Genomic DNA, 21,986 nt, shown 5'->3' on the forward strand with positions numbered 1-21,986 from the left:
GTTTCTCCTCGCGAAAACCTGCCTCACCCACCGCGCGGCGCGGGCCAGGGGCTTTGGAACGATCCAATCTCCGATAGGGTGAAGCACGTGCGTAGAGCAAAGATCGTCTGCACCCTCGGTCCCGCGGTGAACACCCCCGAGGGGATCCGGTCCCTCGTCGAGGCCGGCATGGACGTCGCGAGGCTCAACATGAGCCACGGGGCGTACGCCGACCACGAGGCTGTCTACCGGCTGGTCCGGCAGGCCTCCGACGACACAGGCCACGCGATCGGCATCTTCGCCGACCTGCAGGGGCCGAAGATCCGCCTCGAGCGGTTCGCCGACGGGCCGGTGAAGCTGAAGCGTGGCGCCACCTTCACCATCACCACCCGCGACGTCGAGGGCACCGTCGACATCTGCGGGACGACCTACAAGGGTCTGCCCGGCGACGTGAAGCCCGGCGACCCGCTCCTGATCGACGACGGCAAGGTCCGGCTGAAGGTCGTCTCGGTCGACGACACCGACGTCGTCACCGAGGTCGTCGTGCCCGGCAAGGTCTCCAACAACAAGGGCATCAACCTGCCCGGCGTCGCCGTGTCCGTCCCGGCGCTGTCGGAGAAGGACACCGAGGACCTGCGCTGGGCGCTTAACCTCGGTGTCGACTTCATCGCGCTGAGCTTCGTGCGCCACGCCGGCGACGCCGAGGACGTACGTGCCGTGATGCGCGACGAGGGCATCTTCGTCCCGATCATCGCCAAGATCGAGAAGCCCCAGGCGATCGACAACATCGACGAGATCGTCGACGCCTTCGACGGCATCATGGTCGCGCGCGGCGACCTCGGCGTGGAGTGCCCGCTCGAGGACGTGCCGATCCACCAGAAGCTCATCATCGACAAGGCCCGCCGCAACGCGAAGCCCGTCATCGTCGCCACCCAGATGCTCGAGTCGATGATCACCTCCCCGGCGCCGACGCGCGCCGAGGCGAGCGACGTCGCCAACGCCGTGCTCGACGGTGCCGACGCCGTGATGCTGTCGGGCGAGACGAGCGTGGGGGAGCACCCCATCGTCGCCGTCGAGACGATGGCCCGCATCGTGCAGTCCACCGAGGAGCACGGGCTCAGCCACATGGCGGCCGTGGCGTGGCAGCCGCACACCCGCGGCGGCATCATCGCCAAGGCGGCCGCCGAGGTCGCCGAGCGCGTCGAGGCGAAGTACGTCGTCGCCTTCACCGTCAGCGGCGACTCCGCGAAGCGGCTCTCCCGCTACCGCGGCCCCGTCCCCGTCCTCGCCTTCACCCCCGCGGCACGCACCCGCTCCCAGCTCGCGCTGACGTGGGGCGTCGAGACGTTCCTCGGCGCTGACGTGGAGCACACCGACGAGATGGTCCGCCAGGTCGACGAGGCGCTGCTCCACATCGGCCGGGTGAAGAAGGGCGACCTCGTCGTGATCATCGCCGGCAGCCCGCCCGGCATCCCGGGCTCGACCAACGCGCTGCGGATCCACCGGATGGGCGACGCCATCGACGGGGCCGCGCCGGCCTACCGCCGCAGCCGCTGACCCCACCGGGCGGTGTCGGAGCCACGTTCGGCGCGCCGCGAACGTGGCTGGGCCACCCCTCCCGCGGTCGCCGCGCTGGCGTACGCCGTCGGCGGTGCCAGAGCCACGTTCGGCGCACCGCGAACGTGGCTGGGCCACCGCTGGTGGTCTCGGTGCCCCGGGTGAGATTCGAACTCACACTGGATGGTGTTTGAGACCACTGCCTCTGCCATTGGGCTACCGGGGCGAATCGGCGTCGGAACCCTATCCGAACTAGCCTTGCCGTCGTGACGCAGCCCGTTGACAGCAGCACCCCCGCAGACGGCGTACGCCGGGTCGTGATCGCCGAGGACGAGGCGCTCATCCGCATGGACCTCGCCGAGATGCTCGGCGAGGAGGGGTACGACGTCGTGGGCCAGGCCGGCGACGGGCAGCGGGCGATCGAGCTCGCGCGCGAGCTGCGCCCCGACCTGGTCATCCTCGACGTCAGGATGCCCGTGCTCGACGGCATCGCTGCCGCCGAGACGATCGCGGGGGAGCGGATCGCCCCGGTCGTCATCCTCACCGCGTTCTCCCAGCGCGACCTCGTGGCCCGGGCGCGCGACGCCGGCGCGATGGCCTACCTCGTCAAGCCGTTCCAGCGCGGCGACCTCGTGCCCGCGATCGAGATGGCGGTCAGCCGCTACGCCGAGATCACGGTTCTGGAGCGCGAGGTCTCCGACCTCCAGGAGTCGTTGGCGACGCGCAAGTCCGTCGACCGCGCGAAGAGCGTGCTACAGGAGAAGCTCGGGCTGAGCGAGCCCGATGCCTTCCGCTGGATCCAGAAGACCGCGATGGACCTTCGGCTGTCGATGAAGCAGGTCTCCGACGGCGTCGTGGAGCACGGGGTGGCTGGGCTCGGCGACGCCGCCCGCGGACCGGCCGGCCTCTCCTGATCCAGGGCTCGTCAAGGTCTCCTCAAGGCCGGGACCGCATCGCGTGTTTCGGGCGGGTTTCCGGTACAGACCGGTTGGTCACGAAACGGCAACGGCACGCAACTCGGGCCGTCCAATCGTGTCCCGGGCCACATTCCGGGTGTTAGGTTCCCGCCGAGAGGCTGCCGAGGTGGACAGCCCATAGAACTGTGGAGGGATCCATGATCCGCTCATCCAAGACGTGGCAGGCTGTCGCGTTCACGGCTGTGGCCGGCCTCGCGCTGACCGCGTGTGGCACGACCGACGACGGCGGCAGTGACGCCGGCGGCGACGACTGCAACTTCAAGATCGGTGCGATGGGTGCCCTCTCCGGCGCCAACGCCAGCATCGTCATCCCGTCCGTGGACGGCGCCGAGCTGGCGATCAAGCAGTGGGACAACGACGAGTGCGAGGTGACCCTCGAGCGCTTCGACACCGAGGGCGACCCGGCCAAGGCCACGCCCGTCGCGACCCAGATCGCCGGCGACGACACCTTCATCGGCGTCCTCGGTGGCGCGTTCTCCGGTGAGACCCGCGCGACGAAGACCATCTACCAGGATGGCGGCGTCCCGATGATCAGCCAGTCGGCGACCGCGACCGACCTGACCCAGGAGGACCCGGTCGAGGTCTTCCACCGCCTCGTGCCGTACGACGACTACCAGGGCGCGGCGATCGCGAAGTACCTCACCGATGAGGTCGGCGCCTCCAAGGTGTTCGTGGTCGACAACTCCGAGGCCTACGGCGAGCCGCTGGCCGACCGTGTCGAGGAGACCCTCGGCGACGCGATGGTGCAGCGCGACAAGACGCAGGTCGGCCAGACCGACTTCGCCCCGACGATCTCGAAGATCGAGTCGGCCGAGCCCGACGCCATCTTCTACGGCGGCTACATCGCCGAGGCCGCTCCGCTGCTCAAGCAGATCCGCGACGCGGGCATCGAGGCCCCGTTCGTCGGTGGTGACGGCCTCTTCGGTGCCGACTTCGGCAACGCCGTGGGCGACGCCGGCGAGGGCGCAGTCGTGATGTGCCCCTGTGCCCCGATCGAGGAGGACAGCACCTTCGCTGCCGACTTCGAGGAGGAGTTCGGCAGCGCGCCTGGCGCCTACGCCGCTGAGGGCTACGACGCGATGACGGTCTTCCTCAAGGGTCTCGAGGACGGCGCCCGCACCCGCGAGGACATGCTCGCGTTCGTCAACGACTACACCGGTGAGGGCCTCAGCAAGTCGATCGCGTTCGACGACGCCGGCGACGTGCCGAAGGACCAGGTCTCCTACTGGGCCTACAAGAACGAGGGCGGCACGCTGACGCCCGAGGTCGAGGTCAAGCCCGAGGGCTGATCGAGGCACCAAGCATGGACACCGCGGGGGCGGCCGGGACTCGGCCGCCCCCGCTCCATGGCCCGGACCGGGCCGCACTACTGGGAGGGCCCTGAGTGGACTTCGACGCCCTGTTCAGCGGGTTGGACCGTCACACGTTGGACGGCATCACCCGCGGATCCATCTACGCGCTCGTCGCGCTCGGTTACACCATGGTGTACGGCGTGATGAAGCTGATCAACTTCGCCCACTCCGAGGTGTTCATGGTGGGCACCTGGACGGTGCTCGGCGTCTACACGGTCCTCGGCGCCACGTCCGGCATGGGGGTCGGCGCGGTCATCGGCGCCACCGTGCTGGCACTGCTCGCCGCGATGCTCGCCTCGGCAGGCACCGCACTGGCCGTCGAACGGATCGCCTACCGGCCGCTGCGCAGGAAGGGTGCTCCGCCGCTGATCTTCCTGATCACCGGCATCGGCTGCTCGCTCGTGCTCGTCGAGACCTTCGGCCAGGTGCTGAAAGCGTTCTTCGGCCCGCCCTTCGGTCGCGTGACGGTCAACGTGCCGTCCGTGATCGAGACCAAGGTCGTCTTCACGATCCCCGGCCTCGACCTGCCGGTCACCAACACCCGGCTGCTGATCATCATCGGCGCCATCGTCATGATGGTCGCGCTGGACACGTTCGTGAACAAGAGCCGCCTGGGCCGCGGCGTCCGCGCGGTCGCGCAGGACCCGGACACCGCCTCCCTGATGGGCGTCAACCAGGAGCGCGTGATCATGCTCGTCTTCGTGCTCGGTGGCGCGATGGCCGGCGTCGCCGCCCTGCTGTTCACCGTCCAGTACGACATCACGAAGTTCGACATCGGCTTCATCATCGGCATCAAGGCGTTCACCGCCGCGGTCCTCGGCGGCATCGGCAACCTGCGCGGTGCGCTGGTCGGCGGTCTGCTGCTGGGCGTCGTCGAGGTGTACGCCTCCCAGATCTGGGACTCCAGCTGGACCGACGTCACCGCGTTCATCGTCCTCGTCCTGGTCCTGATGTTCCGGCCCACCGGACTGCTCGGTGAATCCCTCGGAAAGGCACGCGCATGAGCCAGATCTCCGACGCCTTCCGCGGCCTCCAGCTCGGCAACCGCTGGGACCGTGCCCCGAAGTGGGTCCGCTCCGTCGGCCTGCTGCTGGTCATCGCCTTCGCGTTCTACCTGCCGTTCCTCAACATCCTGCCGTTCGCCTACATCCGCACCGACCTGAGCCCGACCGGCTCCGACTGGTCGAGCGTGCTGTTCCTGATCGTCGTCTACATGATCGCGGCCGTCGGCCTCAACGTTGTGATCGGCTTCGCCGGACTCCTCGACCTCGGCTACGTCGGCTTCTACGCCCTCGGCGCCTACTCGGTGGCCCTCTTCGGGTCGCCGTCCTCGCCGGTCGTGGAGGCCATGCAGTCGCGTTTCGGTCTGTCCGACGAGTGGGCCGTCCCGTTCGTGATGTGCATCCCCATCGCGATCGCGATGGCGCTCACGGCGGGAGTGATCCTCGGCGCTCCGACGCTGCGGCTGCGGGGGGACTACCTCGCGATCGTCACCCTCGGGTTCGGCGAGATCATCCGCATCACCGCGCGCAACCTCGACCCCATCACCGGCGGTGCCGCGGGCATCACCCAGGTCCCCGTGCCGCCCGGGCCGGAGATCGACGGGCGGTCGTTCTTCAACACCATCGATGCCGAGCGCTGGTACTGGCTGGCGCTCGTCATCCTCATCCTCATCGTCTTCCTGGCCAGTCGTCTCGAGCACAGCCGCGTCGGTCGTGCCTGGCTGGCCATCCGCGAGGACGAGGACGCCGCAGCGGTGATGGGCGTCGCGGGCTTCAAGTTCAAGCTGTGGGCCTTCGCGATCGGCGCGTCCGTCGGCGGGCTCGCCGGGCTGCTGTTCGGCAGCAAGCAGCAGTACGTCGAGCCCAACGCGTTCATGCTGAACCTGTCGTTCCTCTTCGTGGCCATGGTGGTCATCGGTGGCTCGGGCAACATCGTCGGCGTCCTCGTCGGTGCGTTCCTGCTCACCTACCTCCCCGAGCGGTTCCGTGAGCTCCAGGAGTGGCGCCCGTTCGCCTTCGGCCTGGCGCTGGTGCTGGTGATGGTCCTCCGTCCCCAGGGCCTGGTGCCGAGCAGACGACGAGCCGCAGAGATCGAAGATCGACGACACGAGGCCGAGGAGGCTGCCGCAGATGCCTGAGCACGAGATCGAGGGCGCCGAGGTGCTCAAGGACACCTCCGACCACGACGCCATCGCCCACGAGGCGTCCGGCGCCATGGGCGACGTCCTGCTCGAGGTGGACCACGTCACCCTCCGCTTCGGCGGCGTGGTGGCGCTCAACGACGTCAACTTCGACATCCGCCGGGGCGAGATCCTCGGCCTCATCGGTCCCAACGGTGCCGGCAAGACCACCTGCTTCAACGCGATGACCGGCGTCTACACGCCCACGGACGGCACGATCCGGTTCAAGGGCCAGGAGATCGCGGGCACCAAGCCGCACAGGATCAACCACCTCGGCATCGCCCGCACGTTCCAGAACATCCGGCTCTTCCCGGAGATGTCGGCCCTGGAGAACGTGATGGTCGGGTGCGACGCCCGCCACAGGACGAGCGTGCTCGGGGTGCTGTTCCGCGCCTACCGGGTCCGCCCGTCGGAGGAGGAGCTGCCGGCGAGTGGCATCCGCCGCAGCTTCGCCAAGGTGTTCGGCATCAGCCGCCACACGCTGGAGGAGCGGGCCGGTCGACGTCGGTCGATGGAGCTGCTGCGCTTCGTCGGCATCGCCGACCGGGCCCACGAGGTCGCGCGCAACCTGCCCTACGGCTACCAGCGCCGCCTCGAGATCGCCCGCGCCCTGGCCACCGAGCCCGAGCTGATCTGCCTCGACGAGCCGGCCGCCGGCTTCAACCCCGCGGAGAAGGAGGACCTGATGGGTCTCATCCGCCGCATCCGCGACCTGGGGCACACGGTCCTGGTCATCGAGCACGACATGAAGCTGGTCCTCGGCGTGACCGACAGGATCGTCGTGCTCGAGTTCGGCCAGAAGATCGCGGAGGGCACCCCGGACGAGGTCGCCCGCAACCCGAAGGTCATCGCCGCCTACCTGGGAGAGCCTGACGATGCTGCTTGAGATGAAGGACGCCGTTCTCAGCTACGGCAAGATCGAGGCGCTGCACGGCATCAGCGTGCACGTCGATGAGGGCGAGGTCGTCTCGCTGATCGGTGCCAACGGCGCCGGAAAGACCTCGACCATGCGAGCTCTGTCGGGCGTCCGCGGGCTGTCGGCGGGCTCCGTCGTCTTCAACGGCGAGGACGTCACCAAGATGCGGGCCGACCAGCGCCTGCGCAAGGGCCTGGTGCTGTGCCCCGAGGGTCGCGGGATCTTCCCCGGCATGACGGTCACCGAGAACCTCAACATGGGCGCCTACACCCGCAAGGACAAGTCGGCCATCGACGAGGACTACGACCGGGTGTTCGACCTCTTCCCGCGCCTGCTGGAGCGCAAGAAGCAGATCGCCGGCACGATGTCGGGTGGTGAGCAGCAGATGCTCGCCATCGGTCGGGCCCTCATGTCGCGCCCCAAGCTGCTGATGCTCGACGAGCCGTCGATGGGCCTTGCCCCGATGCTGATCCAGCAGATCTTCGACATCATCACCGAGATCTCGCAGCAGGGAACGACCATCCTCGTCGTGGAGCAGAACGCCAAGCAGGCGCTCTCGCGCAGCGACCGGGCCTACGTCCTCGAGACCGGCAACATCGTGAAGACCGGCACGGGTTCCGAGCTCCTCGACGACCCGTCGGTGCGTGAGGCCTACCTCGGCGTAGCCTGATCCCGCCAACGGCGATAGGGTCTGTCCCGGCGTGGTGCCGCGAGAGGGCGGCAGGGGGCCACGGTGGGACTCGAGGAAGTGGTGTGTCGATGAGTCGGACGCCGGTGACCGTACGCGTGGCAGAGGCCGCGGACGTCCCCTCCCTGCGTGAGCTGTGGGGTGACATCCTGCGGCGCGGTGCGCTCGACGAGCAGCTCGGCGACGTGGCCGGGATCGTGGCCACCGCCGACTCCCGCGAGGACCAGTGCGTGGTCGTGGCGGAGGTCGACGGTGAGGTCGCGGGCGCGGTCTACCTCGAGGCGACGACGTTCACCCCGCTCAACCTCGAGCGGGCCGTCCTTGCGGTGTCACCACACGTGTTCACCCAGTTCCGGCGCAAGGGCGTGGGCAGCGCGCTGATGGAGGCGGCCTGCCGGTTCGCCGAGCAGCACGGCATCAGCCACGTCCAGACGGCCGCCGCCGCCGAGGCGCGCGACGCCAACCGCTTCATGGCGCGCCTGTCGTTCACCCCGCAGGCGACCCTGCGGGCGGCCACGACGAGCGCGGTGCGTGCCCGGCTGCCGCAGTCGCGGCAGGCCACGCCGGCGGCGACGAGCCGGCAGCGGATCGACCGGGTCCTCGCGGCCCGGCGGATCCGGCGCGAGCGCGTCCCGGGCTGAGCCGGGGACCACCCCGCTGTCGGGGCGCCGGGAGCGCGTCAGGGCTTCGGTGCGTCCAGCAGCGCGCAGGTGATGCGCGAGGTGCACACGCGTCGGCCCTGCTCGTCGGTGATCACGATGTCGTACGACGTTGAGGACCGGCCGAGGTGGATGGCGGTCGCGACGCCCGTGACCAGGCCCGACGTGGCCGCGCGGTGGTGGGTGGCGTTGATGTCCACCCCGACGGCGATCTTCGCCGGGTAGGCGTGGATCGCCGACCCGATGGAACCCAGGGTCTCGGCGAGCACGACGGACGCGCCGCCGTGCAGCAGGCCGAACGGCTGGGTGTTGCCCTCGACGGGCATGGTCGCGACGACCCGCTCCGCGGCGACCTCGACGAGCTGCACGCCCATCTTGTCGTTGAGGCGACCGTTGCCCTGCGGGAGGAAGGCGATGAGCTCCTCGACGCTCAGGTCGGCCAGCGACGTGGGAGGGGTGCCGGGTGTCTCGCTCATGGCGTCATTGTGTCCGAGCGGGGCGGGCTGACGGCGCCGGGGCTGGGGACGTCCGGTGTCGGTGGCGGCCGATAGAGTCGGCGAGTGCCTGAGACGAGCGAGTCGACCCGCCCCCGCCTCCTCCTGCTGGACGGCCACTCCCTGGCCTACCGGGCGTTCTTCGCCCTGCCGGTGGAGAACTTCGCGACCGCCTCGGGCCAGCACACCAACGCGGTCTACGGCTTCACCTCGATGCTGGTCAACGTCCTGCGTGACGAGCAGCCCACGCACGTGGCGGTCGCCTTCGACAAGTCGCGCCAGACCTTCCGGCTCGAGCAGTACAGCGACTACAAGGCCAAGCGCAACAAGACGCCCGACGAGTTCGGCAGCCAGCTACCGCTGATCCGGCGGGTGCTCGACGCGCTCCACGTCCAGCACCTGTCGATGGACGGCTTCGAGGCCGACGACATCATCGCGACCCTCGCCACCCAGGGGCTGGCCGAGGGCATGCAGGTCCTGATCATGACCGGCGACCGCGACTCGATCCAGCTGGTCACCGAGGACTCGACCGTCCTCTACACGATGCGCGGCGTCAGCGAGCTGGCGCGGCTCACGCCGGCCGCGGTGCAGGAGAAGTACGGCGTCCCGCCCCACCGCTACCCCGAGCTCGCCGCCATCGTGGGCGAGACGTCCGACAACCTGCCCGGTGTGCCGGGAGTCGGCCAGGGCTACGCCGCGAAGTGGATCAACCAGTTCGACGGCCTCGACAACGTCATCGCCCGCGCCGACGAGATCACCGGCAAGAAGGGCGAGGCGTTGCGCGCCCACCTCGGCGACGTCATCCGCAACCGCCAGCTCAACGCGCTCGTGCGCGACCTGACCCTGCCGGTGCGTCCGGACGGGCTCGCCCGGCAGCCGTGGGACCGCACCGCCGGCCTCGAGCTGCTGGACGAGCTCGAGTTCCGCGGCGAGCTGCGCAGCCGGTTGCTCGACACCATCGACCCCGATCCCGACGACGCCATCGAGGCCGAGGCGGGCTTCGAGCTCGACGGTCGCCGCTTGGCCGCGGGTGAAGCCGCCTCGTGGCTCGACGAGCACGCGCCCGCTGGCACGCGCGTGGGGGTCTCCGTCCAGGGGAGCTGGCGCGCCGGCACGGGCGAGGTCCTCTCCGTGGCCGTGGCGACCCGCGAGGGGCAGGCGGCCTGGCTCGACGTGGCCGAGCTCGGCGCGGACGACGATGCTGCCGTCGCGGCGTGGCTGACCGACCCGGAGCGCCCCAAGGCGATCCACGACGCCAAGGGGCCCAGGCTCGCGCTGGCCGCGCGTGGCTGGGACCTTGCCGGGCTCGAGGTCGACACCGCTCTCGCGGCCTACCTGGTCCAGCCCGACCAGCGCTCCTACGACCTCGCCGACCTGACCCTGCGCTACCTCAAGCGCGAGCTGCGGCAGGACGCCGTCGACGCCGACCAGCTCAGCTTCGACGCGATGGACGACACCACGGCCAGCGACACCGCGATGCTGACCGCCCGGGCCGTCCTCGACCTCGCCGACGCGCTCGACGACGCGGTCGACGAGCACGGCGGCACCCAGCTGCTGCGCGAGGTCGAGCTCCCGCTCATCGGCACCCTCGCCCGCATGGAGCAGGTGGGGATCGCGGTCGACACCGACTACCTCGAGGGCCTCGAGTCCGAGTTCAGCGACCAGGTGCGCGCTGCGGCGACCGACGCCTACGACGTCATCGGCAAGGAGATCAACCTCGGCTCGCCCAAGCAGCTGCAGGTGGTGCTGTTCGACGAGCTCGACATGCCCAAGACCAAGCGCACCAAGACCGGCTACACCACCGACGCCGATGCCCTGCAGCAGCTCTTCGAGAAGACCGAGCACCCGTTCCTGCAGCACCTGCTGCGCCACCGGGACGTGATACGGCTGCGCCAGACCGTGGAGGGGCTGCTGAAGACCGTCGCCTCCGACGGCCGCATCCACACGACCTACAACCAGATCATCGCCGCGACGGGCCGGCTCTCGAGCACCGACCCCAACCTGCAGAACATCCCGATCCGCACCGAGGCCGGTCGCCGCATCCGCGAGGGCTTCGTCGTCGGCGAGGCCGGTGAGTCGCTGATGACCGCCGACTACAGCCAGATCGAGATGCGGATCATGGCCCACCTGTCCGAGGACGCGCTGCTCATCGAGGCGTTCCGGTCCGGCCAGGACTTCCACTCCATCACGGCCGCCCGCGTCTTCGGCGTCGCCGCCGAGGACGTCAGCGTCGAGCAGCGCGCCAAGATCAAGGCGATGAACTACGGCCTCGCCTATGGCCTCTCCGCGTTCGGGCTCTCGCAGCAGCTGCGCATCTCGACCTCCGAGGCCAAGGGCCTCATGGACGAGTACTTCGAGACCTTCGGAGGCGTGCGCGACTACCTGGGCGGGATCGTCGACGAGGCACGGCGCTCAGGCTTCACCGAGACGATCCTGGGTCGTCGTCGCTACCTGCCCGACCTCACCAGCGACAACCGGCAGCGTCGCGAGACGGCCGAGCGGATGGCGCTCAACGCGCCGATCCAGGGCTCGGCGGCCGACCTCATCAAGGTGGCCATGCTGGGTGTCGAGCGCGCTCTCGTCGAGCACGGCCTGCGCTCGCGGATGCTGCTCCAGGTGCACGACGAGCTCGTGCTCGAGGTCGCGCCGGGGGAGCACGACGAGCTCGCCGAGATCGTCCGCGCCGAGATGGGCGGCGCCGCCGACCTCACCGTCCCGCTCGACGTCTCCATCGGCACCGGGCGCAGCTGGCACGACGCCGCTCACTGAACGGTTGAGCGCTCCCGCAGCTTCACGAGGCTGATGGGCAGGAGCACGGCGAGGAGCACGAGCTCGACCGTGAGCACGACGGCAAGCAGCCCGGACACGCTCGAAACCGCGGTCGCAGCTGTCACCACGACCACCAGCAGTGCGATCCAGACGAGCACCATGGAGAGGATGCCCTGGCGTGCCAGCACGGAGTAGACCAGCAGCTGCAGGATCGCCATGCACGTCCCGAGCAACGCGAAGACCCACAGCAGGTCGCTGACTTCTTCGTACTCGCGACCCCCCGCGAAGATCAGTGCGAGATCCGGCAGTACTGCGGTGACCAGGACGCACGCGCCTCCGAGTCCCCCGATGAGAGCCATGCTGTTGAGGAGCGCGCGGGCAGGGTTAGCGCTGTTCGCCATCGACGGGAAGGCGACGACCACGACGAACTGGGGGAGAAACATCACGGCGCGCGACACGATCAGGCCTGCGGCGTACAGCCCCGAGTCGTGCGAGTCCAGGATCGACCTCCCGACGAGCATGTCGATGTTCGTGAGCGCGAAGTACGCAAAGAGCGCCTGGGAGTTGACCACGGCTTCCTTGATGATCGGCAGGAAGCCGTGTCGTTCGTGCGACTCACCGGCCGCGCGGTCCCGACGCAGCACCACGAGTCCGTAGAGGAAGGGTGCGTAGAACCCGAGGGCCACGCCCAAGAACGCCATGAACTCGGTGGGCTGCCAGAGGATCAGGGTCATGCCCATGACCAGCCGTGCAACGCCGGTGAGGGCGTACATGATGGCGAGCTGGCGCCACCGCCGCTCGCCCTGGAGGATGCCCATCTGCGCGCCGGTCATGGTCATGGGTACGGCGGCAACGGCAGCGAGCAGTGCGGTGGGAAGACTGTCGAGGTCCAGCGCGTGGTTGATCAGCGGCGCGGCCAGGAGCAGCAGCGCGCCCAGCAACATCGACGCACGCAGCGAGACGCGGAGCATCTCGCTCTCGATCTGTCCGACGTGCGTCGGGTCCGAGCTGATGCGACGTGCGGCCGTCGCTTGCAGTCCGAGCATGACGACGCTGACGATCATGACGAGGTTCATCATCGCGAAGTAGGCGCCGTACGAGACGGGCCCGATGATCCGAGCGGCTGCCATCGTGAAGCCGTACGTCGCGACGTTCATCACCATCATCGCGACGGCGATCTGCCCACTGCCCGTCAAGAGGGAGGTGACGCCAGCCCTTCGGCCAACGGCGGCCCGTGATCGGTCGCGAGCTCGAGCGGACATGCGGCACACCATAAGGTGTCGTTTCGTGAGCGGGCGGATCGTCGAGTCGGTGTCGTCCGTCCGCCCCTCCCTGCCGACGACGCTGGCGCCGGTGGTCTGGTCTGCGCTCCTGTCCGTTCTCCTGCTCGGCGGCGCGCTGGGCCCCGGCAACGTCCTGACCTACGACATGGTCTGGGTGCCTGACCTCGCGGTGCGGGGAGACTTCCTCGGCCTGGGGTCCAGCCTGCCGCGGGCGGTGCCCTCCGACATGGTCGTGGCGCTGCTCGACGAGGTCGTCCCGGGGGTGGTGCTCCAGAAGGCCGTGCTGGTGGGCACCCTGGTCGTGGCGGGCACGGGAGCCTGGCGCCTGGTCGGTCTGGCCGGGCTGGTCGGGCGGTCCGGCGTCCTCGCCGGGCTCGCCGCGTCGACGCTCTACGTGTGGAACCCGTTCGTGGCCGAGCGGCTGGGCATCGGGCACTGGCCGCTCCTGATGACCTACGCGGCGCTGCCGTGGATCCACCTGCACGCCCGCCGCCTGGCGGCGGGGGAGCGGAGCCTGGCCCAGCTGGTCCTGTGGCTGGCCTTCGCGAGCCTGAGCCCTGCGGGCGGGATCGTGGCCGGCGTGTACGCCGTCGCGGGCGTCGCGGCGGAGGGTCGGACGGCCGCGCGCTCCGTGGCGTGGACGGTGGCCGCCGTCGCTGCACTCAACGCGCCGTGGATCGCTGCCGGCGCGCTGCACGGTGCGGGCGCGGTGAGCGACGCCGCTGCGGTGAGGCTCTTCGCCGCCCAGGGCGAGGGTGTCCTGCCCGCCTGGGCTGCCGTGCTGGGCCTGGGCGGCATCTGGAACGCGGAGGTGGTCCCGGCCTCCCGCACGACCGGGGTGGCCCTCGTCTCCCTCGTCCTGGTGCTGGCCGTGTGTGCCGCCGGTCTGCGGTCCTGGCTCGGCTCCACGAGCCGGCAGGCACGGTGGGCGATGGTGGTGCCGGCGGGTCTGGGCCTGGTCGTCGGGTTGGCCGGGGCAGTGGCACCGGACGCCGTGGGCTGGGTCGTCGCCCAGGTCCCCGGCGGGGGACTGGTGCGTGACGGCACGCGGTTCGTTGCCCTGGTCGCCCCGCTGCAGGCGGTGCTCTTCGGCCACGGTGTGGCGCGCCTCGCCGCGTCCGTCCCCGCACGCGCACCCGCCGCGGTGCTCGGCACCGTGCTGGTCCTCGCCCCGGTCACGCTCATGCCCGATGCGGCGCTCGGCATCTCCGGACGTCTCGGCGCCGTCGACTTCCCCGAGGAGTACGACGCGGCGCGGCGGGCCGTCGAGCAGAGCCGAGACGCCGGTCGAGAGGGTGACGTGCTGTTGCTGCCCTTCACCTCCTACCGGCGGCCCGGCTGGAACGACGGCCGCCGCACCCTCGATCCGGTCGGGCGCTACCTCCCCGCCGACTACCTCGCGAGCGACACCCTCGTCGTGTCGGGCACGGAGGTGCCCGGCGAGGACGCGCGCGCCCGGCGGGTGGCCCGCGACCTGGCGACGCTGACCGGCGATGACCTGCAGCAGGCGCTGGCGAGCGAGGGCGTCGCCTGGGTCGTGGCGGACCTCGAGACCGCGAACGCCCTGGCAGCCGAGGGGCTCGATGCCCCGGGGCTCGGGTCGCTGCCGGGCCTTCCCGATGCCGAGGTGCTCCACCGGGGCGAGCTGCTGACGGTCTGGGAGCTGCCCGTCTCCGACGGCACGGACCCGCGCGCGCCCGCCGACCGGCCCGCGACGCTGGCGGTCCTGCTGGCGGCGTGGACGCTCGCTGGGGGCGCGGTCGCGGCCGCGCTGACAGTCCGCGGGAACCGCCGGTGGACCAGTTGGCGTCAAATACGCCGCCAAGCGTGACGGGATGCTACCGTGCTCTCCGGTCTAGTGAACTGGAGACAATGACGTGCAGGGAATGATCGGTGGCATCATCGCGGTCGTCGTCGGCCTCGTGCTGGCTGGCCTCACCACGGTGGGTGTCGTCAGCACGGTCAGCAGTGCGCCGTCGCAGCCCGACCAGAGCGTCATGGACTACGGCACCAACCAGCAGGCCGCCGAGTAGGTCCCCGCGGGGCGTCAGCGCCCGAGCGGCACCCGCTCCCACGAGCATCTCGAAACGCCCCCGGGTCCCCGGGGGCGTTTCGCGCGTGCCGGGCCGTCGGAGTGCAGGCCGCCGCCGGACTCCCGTCAGCGTCAGGGCCCGTCGGGATCCTCGACCGCGATCCGCCGTCCCGCGAGCACGTCGGACAGCACGTGGGCGAAGGACTCCTGTGAGTGCGCCCACGAGAACGTGTGGGACATCTCGCGCGCGCCCTTGCCGAGGCGCTTGCGCTCCGCGTCGTCACCCACGAGCCGGCGTGCGGCCTCGGTGAGCTCGGTGGGCGTGTCGACCAGCAGGCCGGAGACGCCGTCGGCGATGGACTCCCGGGTCCCTCCGGCTGAGGCGTAGGCGATGGTGGGGACTCCGTGGCTGCCGGCCTCGCCGATGACGATGCCCCAGCCCTCCTTGAGCGACGGCAGCAGCATCAGCCACGACCGGGCCAGGATGTCGTGCTTGTCCTGCTCGCTGACGTGACCGGTGAACGTGACAGCGTCATCGGCCCCCCGCTCGGCGACGTAGGCGCGGAGGGACTCCTCCCACCAGCCGTTGCCGACGATCACGAGTGAGGCCTCGGGGTGGTCGGCGCGCACGGCGACGATGGTGTCGATCGCGTGCTCGACCTGCTTGTGCGGCACCAGGCGACCGAGCACGCACAGGAGCGGGGCGGTGCTCCGCGGCACGTCGAGGGCCGGTGCGGGCGCGGTGCCGTTGTGGACGACCGCGATGCGCTCGCGCCCCACGCCGAGGGGGATGAGCTCGCTGCGGGTGGCCCGGGACACCGCGACGTACTGCGAACGGCGGTAGAGGCGCGGCGCGAGGACCCGCTCGATCCACCAGCCGACCCGGCCTAGGAGTCCCGGGAACACGACGGGCCACTGCTCACGGTGCACGTGGTGCACGAGGACGACGACCGGCGCCCGGGTGGCGAGGCGGGTGAAGAAGGGCAGCCCGTTCTGCACGTCGACGACCAGGTCGACCTTGCCGAAACGGCGCAGCAGGAGATGGAGGATCCCCAACGGGTAGATCCCGAGGTGGTCGCCGCGGCGGACGTAGCGCACTCCGTCGACGACCTCGTCGCTCGGCGCGTGCTCGTGGGCCGCGCAGAAGATCGTGGCCCGCGCGCCGCGCTCGACCAGGCCCCGCGCCATCGCCTCGACGTAGCGCTCCGAACCGCCCCCCTCGGGGTTCTGGGTGTCACGCCAGTTGAACAGCACGACGTGCCGGCCCTCGAGGGACGCAGCAGAGTCGGTTCGGCGCATGAGACGAATGTTACCCGCGAGTTCGATTCCTGTCCGGGTCTCGTCGGACTCAGGTCCCTGCCGAGCCGATCGGCACCGCGGCCCTGCCATACTCCACGACCATGGCCAGCCTGGACGCCCTGCGGGTCTTCTACGAACGCCGGATCGCGCTTCCGGTGGACGACGACGCCCTCGTCCTCGACGTCGGCAGCGGCGACAAGCCCTCGTGGCGCGCCGACGTGCTCCTCGACCGCTACACCGGCGCCGAGCACGCCGCGCAGCGATCGGGCCGCGCCGCGGCCCGGGTGAGCCGTCCGCTCTTCGACGCAGACGCGGCCGACATGCCGTTCCGCGACGGCGCGTTCGACTACGCCATCTGCTCCAACCTGCTCGAGCACGTCGAGGACCCGGTCGCTGTCGCGTCCGAGCTCAGCCGCGTGGCGCGAGCGGGCTACATCGAGGTCCCCGAGGCGGCGAGCGCCAAGATCGTCGACTTCCCGAGCCACGTGTGGTGGTGCCGGCTCGACGAGGGTCCGGGCGGACCGACCCTGGTGATGACCGCCAAGCAGGCCCCCTTCTTCGACGCCGAGATCCACGCCTACATCGAGCGGGCAGGGGTGCGTGACCAGCTGGACGCGGTGCTCAACCGGCACTTCGAGCACCGCGTGATCCAGTACCACTGGACCGGGTCGGTCAGCCTCCGGACGGAGGGGGAGCTCGACCCGGCCTTCTTCGCCGCGGCCATGCGGGCGCCGGGCCACCAGCGCGGCTGGGAGGCCACGGCCGCGCAGGCGCTCACCGCGGCGCTGACGGTACGGACCCGTCGCCGGCGGCGGGACCGCCAGATCCCGTTCGACCAGGTGGTCAAGCCGGAGCACCACCGTGGCGAGGAGCTCCTCGAGCGCCGGATCTACCGGCTCGAGGAAAGCGGCGGCCGACAAGCGGCTCAGTAGGGGTCGTACGGGCTCTCGTGCCCGAACGCGCGGGCGGCCACGGTACGCAGTCGCAGCCGCAGCAGCACCTTGACGGCGACGTTGCGCAGCCACCACGGGACCTCGCGCACGATCCGCACCCGGTCGGCCACGCTCGGGGTGCCCACCCGGAACAGGGCCAGCGAGCCCGCCCGACGCTCGTAGCGCAGGGTGCGGGACGGCAGGACCTTCGCCAGCACCCCGAGGGTGACGCCGATCGAGGAGTAGCAGTCGTGGACCAGCACCGGCGCGCCGGCCGGCAGGTGACGGGCCCACTTGAGGTCGTCGCTCAGTGTCCAGTAGTCGTGCTTGCCGTCGATGTAGAGGTAGTCGAGGTCGCGCGACCAGGTGGGTCGGGCCCGGGTGCTGTACTCGGAGAGCAGCTCCACCGCGTCGGTCAGCTCGGCCTGCCGGAGGTTGCCCTCGAACTTGTCGCGGGTGGACGCGCCGCCGAAGAGCCGGCCGTCGACGAACGGGTCGACGGCGACGACGCGACCCCCGCGCGCACGGGCAGCCGTGGCCAGGACGACCGTCGACTTGCCCTGGTGGCTGCCGATCTCGAGGAGGAGGGGCCCGGCCGGGAGGTCGCGGGCGGCGTCGAACAGCAACCTGGCCTGCTCCTCGGTCAACCATCCCGGGATGGTCGACGCCACGCCCCACGCGGCCTCGAAGTCGAGGGCGGTTCGATCATCCATGTGCGGTTCCTTGGCGACGGACGGCCGGGATGGCCGAGAGTACGGACGCAGAATATAGACTGCGCGACGCTTGGCTGGGTCGACATGGGAGGCAGCCGCAGTGACTGACGGCGCCGCCACGACGGCCAGGGTGCGTCCATGGCGTCGACCGTCCCGGCCCACCGGTGTCAACCTGGTCGTGTACGTCGCCGTGGTCCTGCTGAACCTGGTCCAGCAACCGGGTCGGATCACCTTCGACACCAAGCTGGACCTCCAGGTCAACCCGTACGACCTCCTCGCGCGCAGCGTCGACCTGTGGAACGGCGACTGGGCGCTGGGCGGGTTGCAGAACCAGGCCTCCGGCTACCTGTTCCCGATGGGCCCGGCCTTCCTCGTCGGCGAGCTGTTGGGCGTCCCGATGTGGATCTGGGAGCGGCTGTGGTCCGCGGCGGTCATGCTGCTCGCCTACGAGGGGGCTCGTCGGCTCGCGGCACACTGGTCGGGGATCGGCACGGCGGGCGCGGTCCTGGCCGGCCTGACCTACATGCTCTCGCCCCGGATCCTCACGACCGTGGGCGGCCTCAGTGGCGAGACGCTGCCCGCCGCCGTGCTGCCATGGACAGTGCTGCCGCTGGTGCTCTTCCTGCGCGGCCGGCTGCGCGGCTGGGTCGCCTTCGTCCTGTCGGCGGCCACCGTGCCGCTCATGGGTGGCCAGAACGCCACCCTCGTCGTGGCGTGCCTCGTGCTGCCGGCGCTGCTCCTCGCTCTGGCGTCGGGGCGGCCGCTGCGCCGGCGCGTCACCGACCTCGCGGCGTGGGGCTCTCTGGTCGCGGTCGCCTCGCTGTGGTGGGTCGTCCCCCTGCTGCTGCTCGGCTCCTACGCGCCGCCCTTCCTCGACTTCATCGAGTCGGCGCGCAACACCGCGGGCGCCACCGGCTGGCTCTCGTCGCTGCGCGGCACCAGCCACTGGGTGGCGTTCTTCCCCGGCGGGGGCCAGGTCGGGTGGGAAGGCGGCTACGAGCTGGCGTCCTCGCGGCTCCTCCTGCTGCCCACCGTCCTGGTGGCGGCGGTCGGCCTGGTCGGTCTGATGCAGAAGGGGCTGTGGGAGCGTCGGGTCCTCGCCTGGGCGCTGCTCGTCGGCCTTGCGGTGCTGACCGCGGGGAGCGGCGGATGGGCGGGCTCGGTCTTCGCCGACGCGTGGCTCCACGCCCTCGACACCTCGCTGGCGCCGCTGCGCAACATCCACAAGTTCGACCCGGTCGTACGGCTTCCGCTGAGCCTGGGCGTCGGCGCCTTCGTGACCTCGGCCCTGCCCCGGGCCTGGAGATGGACGAGCACGTCGCCCTCGGTCCCCGTCCGGGGCATCGCCATGGGCGTGGTCGGCGTGCTGGTGCTCGTCGCCGCTGGCCCGGCGGCCGCGGGCTCGCTGCGCACGAAGGGTGGCTTCGACGACGTACCGCCGCAGTGGCGCGACGCGGTCGCCTTCCTCGACGACCAGCCCGGGCCCACCCGCACGATCGTGCTCCCCGGGGCCGGGTTCGCCGTGCAGACCTGGGGGCGCACCATCGACGAGCCGATCCAGGTCCTGGACCCCACGCCGTGGATGGCGCGCGCGCAGGTCACCGTCGCGCCCGCCGGGACCCTCCGGCTCCTGGACTCCGTCGAGCAGGCAGTCGCGGACCCGCGGCCCCAGAAGCACCTGCCGTCCGCCCTCGACGCACTCGGCGCCACGCACGTCGTCGTACGCAACGACCTGGACCCCGACGAGGTCGACGCGCCGGACCACGCCCTCGTCCGGACGGCCGTGGCCAACGTTCCGGGAGCCACCCTGGTCGCCTCCTTCGGCACCACGTCCGACGGCGACGCCGCGGTCGAGGTCTACGAGCTTCGGCACGACGCGGAGCCTCGCGTCGAGGTGCAGGACTGGGAGGACCGCGCGGTCGTCGACGGGGCACCCGAGGTGGTTCCCGACGTGCGTGCCGCGGGCCTGGTGGCGCGGGACGAGGCGGTGGTGCTGGCCACCGGGGACGAGCAACCCGACGTGGTCACCGACAGCCTGCGCCGCGTCGAGCGCAGCTTCGGACGCGTGCACGACGCCCGGTCGGGCGTCATGACGGCGACCGAGCCCTACCGGGTGCAACGGGAGGCGCACGACCACGCCGACGACGCCATGCCCGCGTCGAGGACAGTGGCTGAGTACGACGGTGCGGCCGAGATCGTGGCCTCGAGCTCGAGCGGGTATGCCGACGTCCTGGGTCCGGTGCGGCCCGAGCAGCACCCGTGGTCGGCGTTCGACCACTCCATCTACACCGCCTGGGGCACGGCGCCGCTGGCCGCTCCAGAGGGGCAGTGGATCGAGGCGACGTTCGACCGCCCGACCCGGGTCGGTGACGTGGCCCTGTCCTTCGACACCTTCACCGGTGCACCGGTGACGTCGGTGCGGATCTCCACCGAGGACCGGTCGGCGGTGGCGGAGGTGGAGCCGGACGGCTCGGTCCCCGCCGTCAGCATCGACGACGACGCCGCCACCAAGCTGCGCGTCACCGTGCTCGGCGCAGGGAAGGAGGGCGGCCAGGTGCGGCTCTCCGACGTGCGGATCGCCGGTCACGACATCAACAGGTCGCTGGTCGTCCCGGGACGGGTGCTGTCCGACACGTCCGTGCTCCTCACCAGCGAGGTGCCGCGGCGCGCCTGCGTGGTGGGGGAGGACGACCGTGTCGTGGGCTGCGAGATGGCCTGGCAGCGGGAGACCTCCGAGACCCCGGGCTTCGACCGCACCATCACGGTGGGGATGAGTGGGGAGTGGACCCTCAAGGGTCGTGCCTTCGCCACCCATGGTCCGGCTCTCGACCAGCTCGTCGCCCCGCTTGCGGAGGACCAGGTGCGCGTGGTGGCCACCTCGACCTACGGCGGTGACCCGGCGGTCGCCGCGGCGGGGGCAGTGGACGGGCGCCCCGAGACCGGGTGGACCTCGGCTCCCGGCGACCCGGCGGCTGCCCTCCAGCTGACGTGGGGCCCGCGCCGCAAGGTGTCGAGCGTCCGGCTCAGCACGTCTCCCGGCCAGCCCGGCGAGCTGCCGGAGGTGGTCGTCGTCGACGGCGGCCCTGGCACGGGTGAGCCGCAGCTGGTGGCCACGGGTGGGGACGCGGCAGGTGAGATGAGGCCCATCCGCACCGACCAGCTCCGCGTGACGGCATTCGGACCGGCAGGACTCGACGGCGTGGGCATCTCCGAGCTGGAGGTCGACGGCATCGAGGACCTCCAGTACCAGCCCGACCCGGACACCCCGACCGGCACGGCGTGCGGCTTCGGACCGACGGTCGAGGTCGGTGGCCGCACCGTGCAGACCCGGATCAGCGGCACGCTCGAGGACATCCGCACGGGTGCCGACCTGGCGGTGGTCCCGTGCGGGAAGCGGTCGGTCGACCTGACCGAGGGAGAGCACCGCATCCGGGTCGAGAACCCGGACGGGTTCGTCACCTCCAGCGTGGTCCTGACCCCGTCCGCTCCCGCGGAGGAAGCTCGTGCCGACCGGCCGCCGGTGCTGGCCTGGTCGCCGACGCACCGGGAGGTCGAGGTGTCGGTGTCGTCCGAGTCGGTCGTGGGCGTCGCCGAGAGCGCCAACCCGGGGTGGACCGCGACCGTGGACGGGACCGAGCTGCGCCCGGTGGTCCTCGACGGCTGGCGCCAGGGCTTCGTGGTCCCCGCCGGCACCGAGGGCGTCGTCGCCATGGACTACGCCCCACAAGCGCCGTTCCGCCTGGCGCTGGTGGGCGGCCTCGCCGTCGTCGGGCTGCTGCTGCTGCTCGCCCTCGGGCTGATCGTCCTGGGGATCGGACGCCGCACGGACGACCCGCCCGGGGCCGTCCGGACGAGTGGTGCTCGGCGTGCCGCCCGCCTCTGGGTGCAGGTCCCCGCGCTGGTCGTGCTGGGCCTCGTGTCGCTGCCGCTCGCCGTGGGCACGATGGTCGGCTGGGCCACCCGTGACCGCTCCGATCTCAGGGTCGCGGCAGCCTGCATGGGGGCACTCGTGTTCGCGGGCGTGATCGCGCTGTCCACCTCCGCAGTGGTCGTCCCACCGGTAGGCTCCGACGTCGTCGTGGCGCTGGCCGTGGGGGTCGTGTGCGGTCGGGTGCTGGCCCGGCCGTGACCGGGCCGGATCGGAGCCGGGTGTC

General features: G+C 71.0%; 17 protein-coding genes and 1 tRNA gene. 13 read left to right on the forward strand and 5 right to left on the reverse strand.

The window, feature by feature from the left end:
• Positions 1–87: 87 nt before the first annotated feature.
• Positions 88–1,536 (forward strand): pyruvate kinase, encoded by a 1,449-nt coding sequence (gene pyk, locus AC1DP1_RS11510; protein WP_457190170.1) that lies wholly within the window; start codon positions 88–90, stop codon positions 1,534–1,536.
• 153 nt (positions 1,537–1,689) lie between these two features.
• On the opposite strand, the gene AC1DP1_RS11515 is transcribed toward pyk, so the two are convergent.
• Positions 1,690–1,762 (reverse strand) — tRNA-Leu (locus AC1DP1_RS11515).
• A 40-nt stretch (positions 1,763–1,802) separates the two neighbouring features.
• On the opposite strand from AC1DP1_RS11515, the gene AC1DP1_RS11520 reads away from it, so the two are divergent.
• From AC1DP1_RS11520 to AC1DP1_RS11550, 7 genes are all read left to right on the forward strand, one after another.
• Positions 1,803–2,450: an ANTAR domain-containing response regulator gene (locus AC1DP1_RS11520; RefSeq protein WP_477506974.1), complete on the forward strand. Its 648-nt coding sequence runs from the start codon at positions 1,803–1,805 to the stop codon at positions 2,448–2,450.
• Between the two features lie 200 nt (positions 2,451–2,650).
• Complete coding sequence (locus tag AC1DP1_RS11525) at positions 2,651–3,802, forward strand: branched-chain amino acid ABC transporter substrate-binding protein (protein ID WP_457189463.1); 1,152 nt, start codon at positions 2,651–2,653, stop codon at positions 3,800–3,802.
• Positions 3,803–3,897: 95 nt separating this feature from the next.
• On the forward strand, positions 3,898–4,869 hold the full coding sequence (locus AC1DP1_RS11530) for a branched-chain amino acid ABC transporter permease (protein WP_457189461.1): 972 nt from the start codon (positions 3,898–3,900) through the stop codon (positions 4,867–4,869).
• Positions 4,866–6,005 (forward strand): branched-chain amino acid ABC transporter permease, encoded by a 1,140-nt coding sequence (locus tag AC1DP1_RS11535; RefSeq protein ID WP_457189459.1) that lies wholly within the window; start codon positions 4,866–4,868, stop codon positions 6,003–6,005. Before AC1DP1_RS11530 ends, AC1DP1_RS11535 begins: the two co-directional genes overlap by 4 nt.
• Positions 5,998–6,933, forward strand: coding sequence for an ABC transporter ATP-binding protein (locus tag AC1DP1_RS11540; RefSeq protein WP_457189457.1), 936 nt, complete (start codon positions 5,998–6,000; stop codon positions 6,931–6,933). The genes AC1DP1_RS11535 and AC1DP1_RS11540 overlap by 8 nt, the downstream gene beginning before the upstream one ends.
• A 1-nt stretch (position 6,934) precedes the next feature.
• Entirely contained in the window at positions 6,935–7,633 is a 699-nt protein-coding gene (locus tag AC1DP1_RS11545; protein WP_457189455.1) for an ABC transporter ATP-binding protein, read from the forward strand.
• Between the two features lie 104 nt (positions 7,634–7,737).
• Complete coding sequence (locus AC1DP1_RS11550) at positions 7,738–8,292, forward strand: N-acetyltransferase family protein (protein ID WP_477506975.1); 555 nt, start codon at positions 7,738–7,740, stop codon at positions 8,290–8,292.
• 38 nt (positions 8,293–8,330) lie between these two features.
• Here AC1DP1_RS11550 and AC1DP1_RS11555 read toward each other — a convergent pair whose 3' ends face one another.
• Positions 8,331–8,786 carry a hotdog fold thioesterase gene (locus AC1DP1_RS11555; RefSeq protein WP_300052905.1) on the reverse strand — a complete coding sequence of 152 codons (456 nt, stop codon included), beginning with the start codon at positions 8,784–8,786 and terminating at the stop codon, positions 8,331–8,333.
• Positions 8,787–8,870: 84 nt separating this feature from the next.
• On the opposite strand from AC1DP1_RS11555, the gene polA reads away from it, so the two are divergent.
• Positions 8,871–11,573 (forward strand): DNA polymerase I, encoded by a 2,703-nt coding sequence (gene polA / locus AC1DP1_RS11560; protein ID WP_477506976.1) that lies wholly within the window; start codon positions 8,871–8,873, stop codon positions 11,571–11,573.
• Here the strand turns inward: polA and AC1DP1_RS11565 are convergent.
• A complete protein-coding gene (locus AC1DP1_RS11565; protein WP_477506977.1) occupies positions 11,567–12,835 on the reverse strand; it encodes a lipopolysaccharide biosynthesis protein in 1,269 nt (422 codons plus the stop codon). The two genes, polA and AC1DP1_RS11565, sit on opposite strands and share 7 nt — an antisense overlap.
• Before the next feature lie 25 nt (positions 12,836–12,860).
• On the opposite strand from AC1DP1_RS11565, the gene AC1DP1_RS11570 reads away from it, so the two are divergent.
• Positions 12,861–14,687: an MmpA family trehalose lipid delivery protein gene (locus tag AC1DP1_RS11570; protein ID WP_477506978.1), complete on the forward strand. Its 1,827-nt coding sequence runs from the start codon at positions 12,861–12,863 to the stop codon at positions 14,685–14,687.
• A gap of 55 nt (positions 14,688–14,742) precedes the next feature.
• The gene (locus tag AC1DP1_RS11575; protein ID WP_477506979.1) at positions 14,743–14,889 is read left to right on the forward strand and encodes a hypothetical protein; all 147 of its coding nucleotides are present in this window, start codon (positions 14,743–14,745) and stop codon (positions 14,887–14,889) included.
• 131 nt (positions 14,890–15,020) lie between these two features.
• Here AC1DP1_RS11575 and AC1DP1_RS11580 read toward each other — a convergent pair whose 3' ends face one another.
• Positions 15,021–16,187, reverse strand: a complete 1,167-nt coding sequence (locus AC1DP1_RS11580; protein WP_477506980.1) for a glycosyltransferase family 4 protein — start codon at positions 16,185–16,187, stop codon at positions 15,021–15,023.
• 101 nt (positions 16,188–16,288) lie between these two features.
• Here AC1DP1_RS11580 and AC1DP1_RS11585 point away from each other — a divergent pair, with 101 nt between their 5' ends.
• Positions 16,289–17,119 carry a class I SAM-dependent methyltransferase gene (locus tag AC1DP1_RS11585; protein WP_477506981.1) on the forward strand — a complete coding sequence of 277 codons (831 nt, stop codon included), beginning with the start codon at positions 16,289–16,291 and terminating at the stop codon, positions 17,117–17,119.
• On the opposite strand, the gene AC1DP1_RS11590 is transcribed toward AC1DP1_RS11585, so the two are convergent.
• Positions 17,113–17,832 (reverse strand): class I SAM-dependent methyltransferase, encoded by a 720-nt coding sequence (locus AC1DP1_RS11590; RefSeq protein WP_477506982.1) that lies wholly within the window; start codon positions 17,830–17,832, stop codon positions 17,113–17,115. The two genes, AC1DP1_RS11585 and AC1DP1_RS11590, sit on opposite strands and share 7 nt — an antisense overlap.
• Positions 17,833–17,932: 100 nt before the next feature.
• On the opposite strand from AC1DP1_RS11590, the gene AC1DP1_RS11595 reads away from it, so the two are divergent.
• On the forward strand, positions 17,933–21,961 hold the full coding sequence (locus tag AC1DP1_RS11595; protein WP_477506983.1) for an alpha-(1->3)-arabinofuranosyltransferase domain-containing protein: 4,029 nt from the start codon (positions 17,933–17,935) through the stop codon (positions 21,959–21,961).
• Positions 21,962–21,986: the final 25 nt, after the last annotated feature.

It is taken from the genome of Nocardioides sp. P4_G10 (genome assembly GCF_056401175.1).

What these genes read in the sequence shown, in the direction of transcription:
- AC1DP1_RS11555 (WP_300052905.1), bottom strand. Translation starts at nt 8,786, where the DNA reads ATGAGCGAGACACCCGGCACCCCTCCCACGTCGCTGGCCGACCTGAGC.
- AC1DP1_RS11585 (WP_477506981.1), top strand. Translation starts at nt 16,289, where the DNA reads ATGGCCAGCCTGGACGCCCTGCGGGTCTTCTACGAACGCCGGATCGCG.
- AC1DP1_RS11540 (WP_457189457.1), top strand. Translation starts at nt 5,998, where the DNA reads ATGCCTGAGCACGAGATCGAGGGCGCCGAGGTGCTCAAGGACACCTCC.
- AC1DP1_RS11545 (WP_457189455.1), top strand. Translation starts at nt 6,935, where the DNA reads ATGAAGGACGCCGTTCTCAGCTACGGCAAGATCGAGGCGCTGCACGGC.
- AC1DP1_RS11590 (WP_477506982.1), bottom strand. Translation starts at nt 17,832, where the DNA reads ATGGATGATCGAACCGCCCTCGACTTCGAGGCCGCGTGGGGCGTGGCG.
- AC1DP1_RS11575 (WP_477506979.1), top strand. Translation starts at nt 14,743, where the DNA reads ATGATCGGTGGCATCATCGCGGTCGTCGTCGGCCTCGTGCTGGCTGGC.
- AC1DP1_RS11580 (WP_477506980.1), bottom strand. Translation starts at nt 16,187, where the DNA reads ATGCGCCGAACCGACTCTGCTGCGTCCCTCGAGGGCCGGCACGTCGTG.
- AC1DP1_RS11565 (WP_477506977.1), bottom strand. Translation starts at nt 12,835, where the DNA reads ATGTCCGCTCGAGCTCGCGACCGATCACGGGCCGCCGTTGGCCGAAGG.
- AC1DP1_RS11535 (WP_457189459.1), top strand. Translation starts at nt 4,866, where the DNA reads ATGAGCCAGATCTCCGACGCCTTCCGCGGCCTCCAGCTCGGCAACCGC.
- AC1DP1_RS11525 (WP_457189463.1), top strand. Translation starts at nt 2,651, where the DNA reads ATGATCCGCTCATCCAAGACGTGGCAGGCTGTCGCGTTCACGGCTGTG.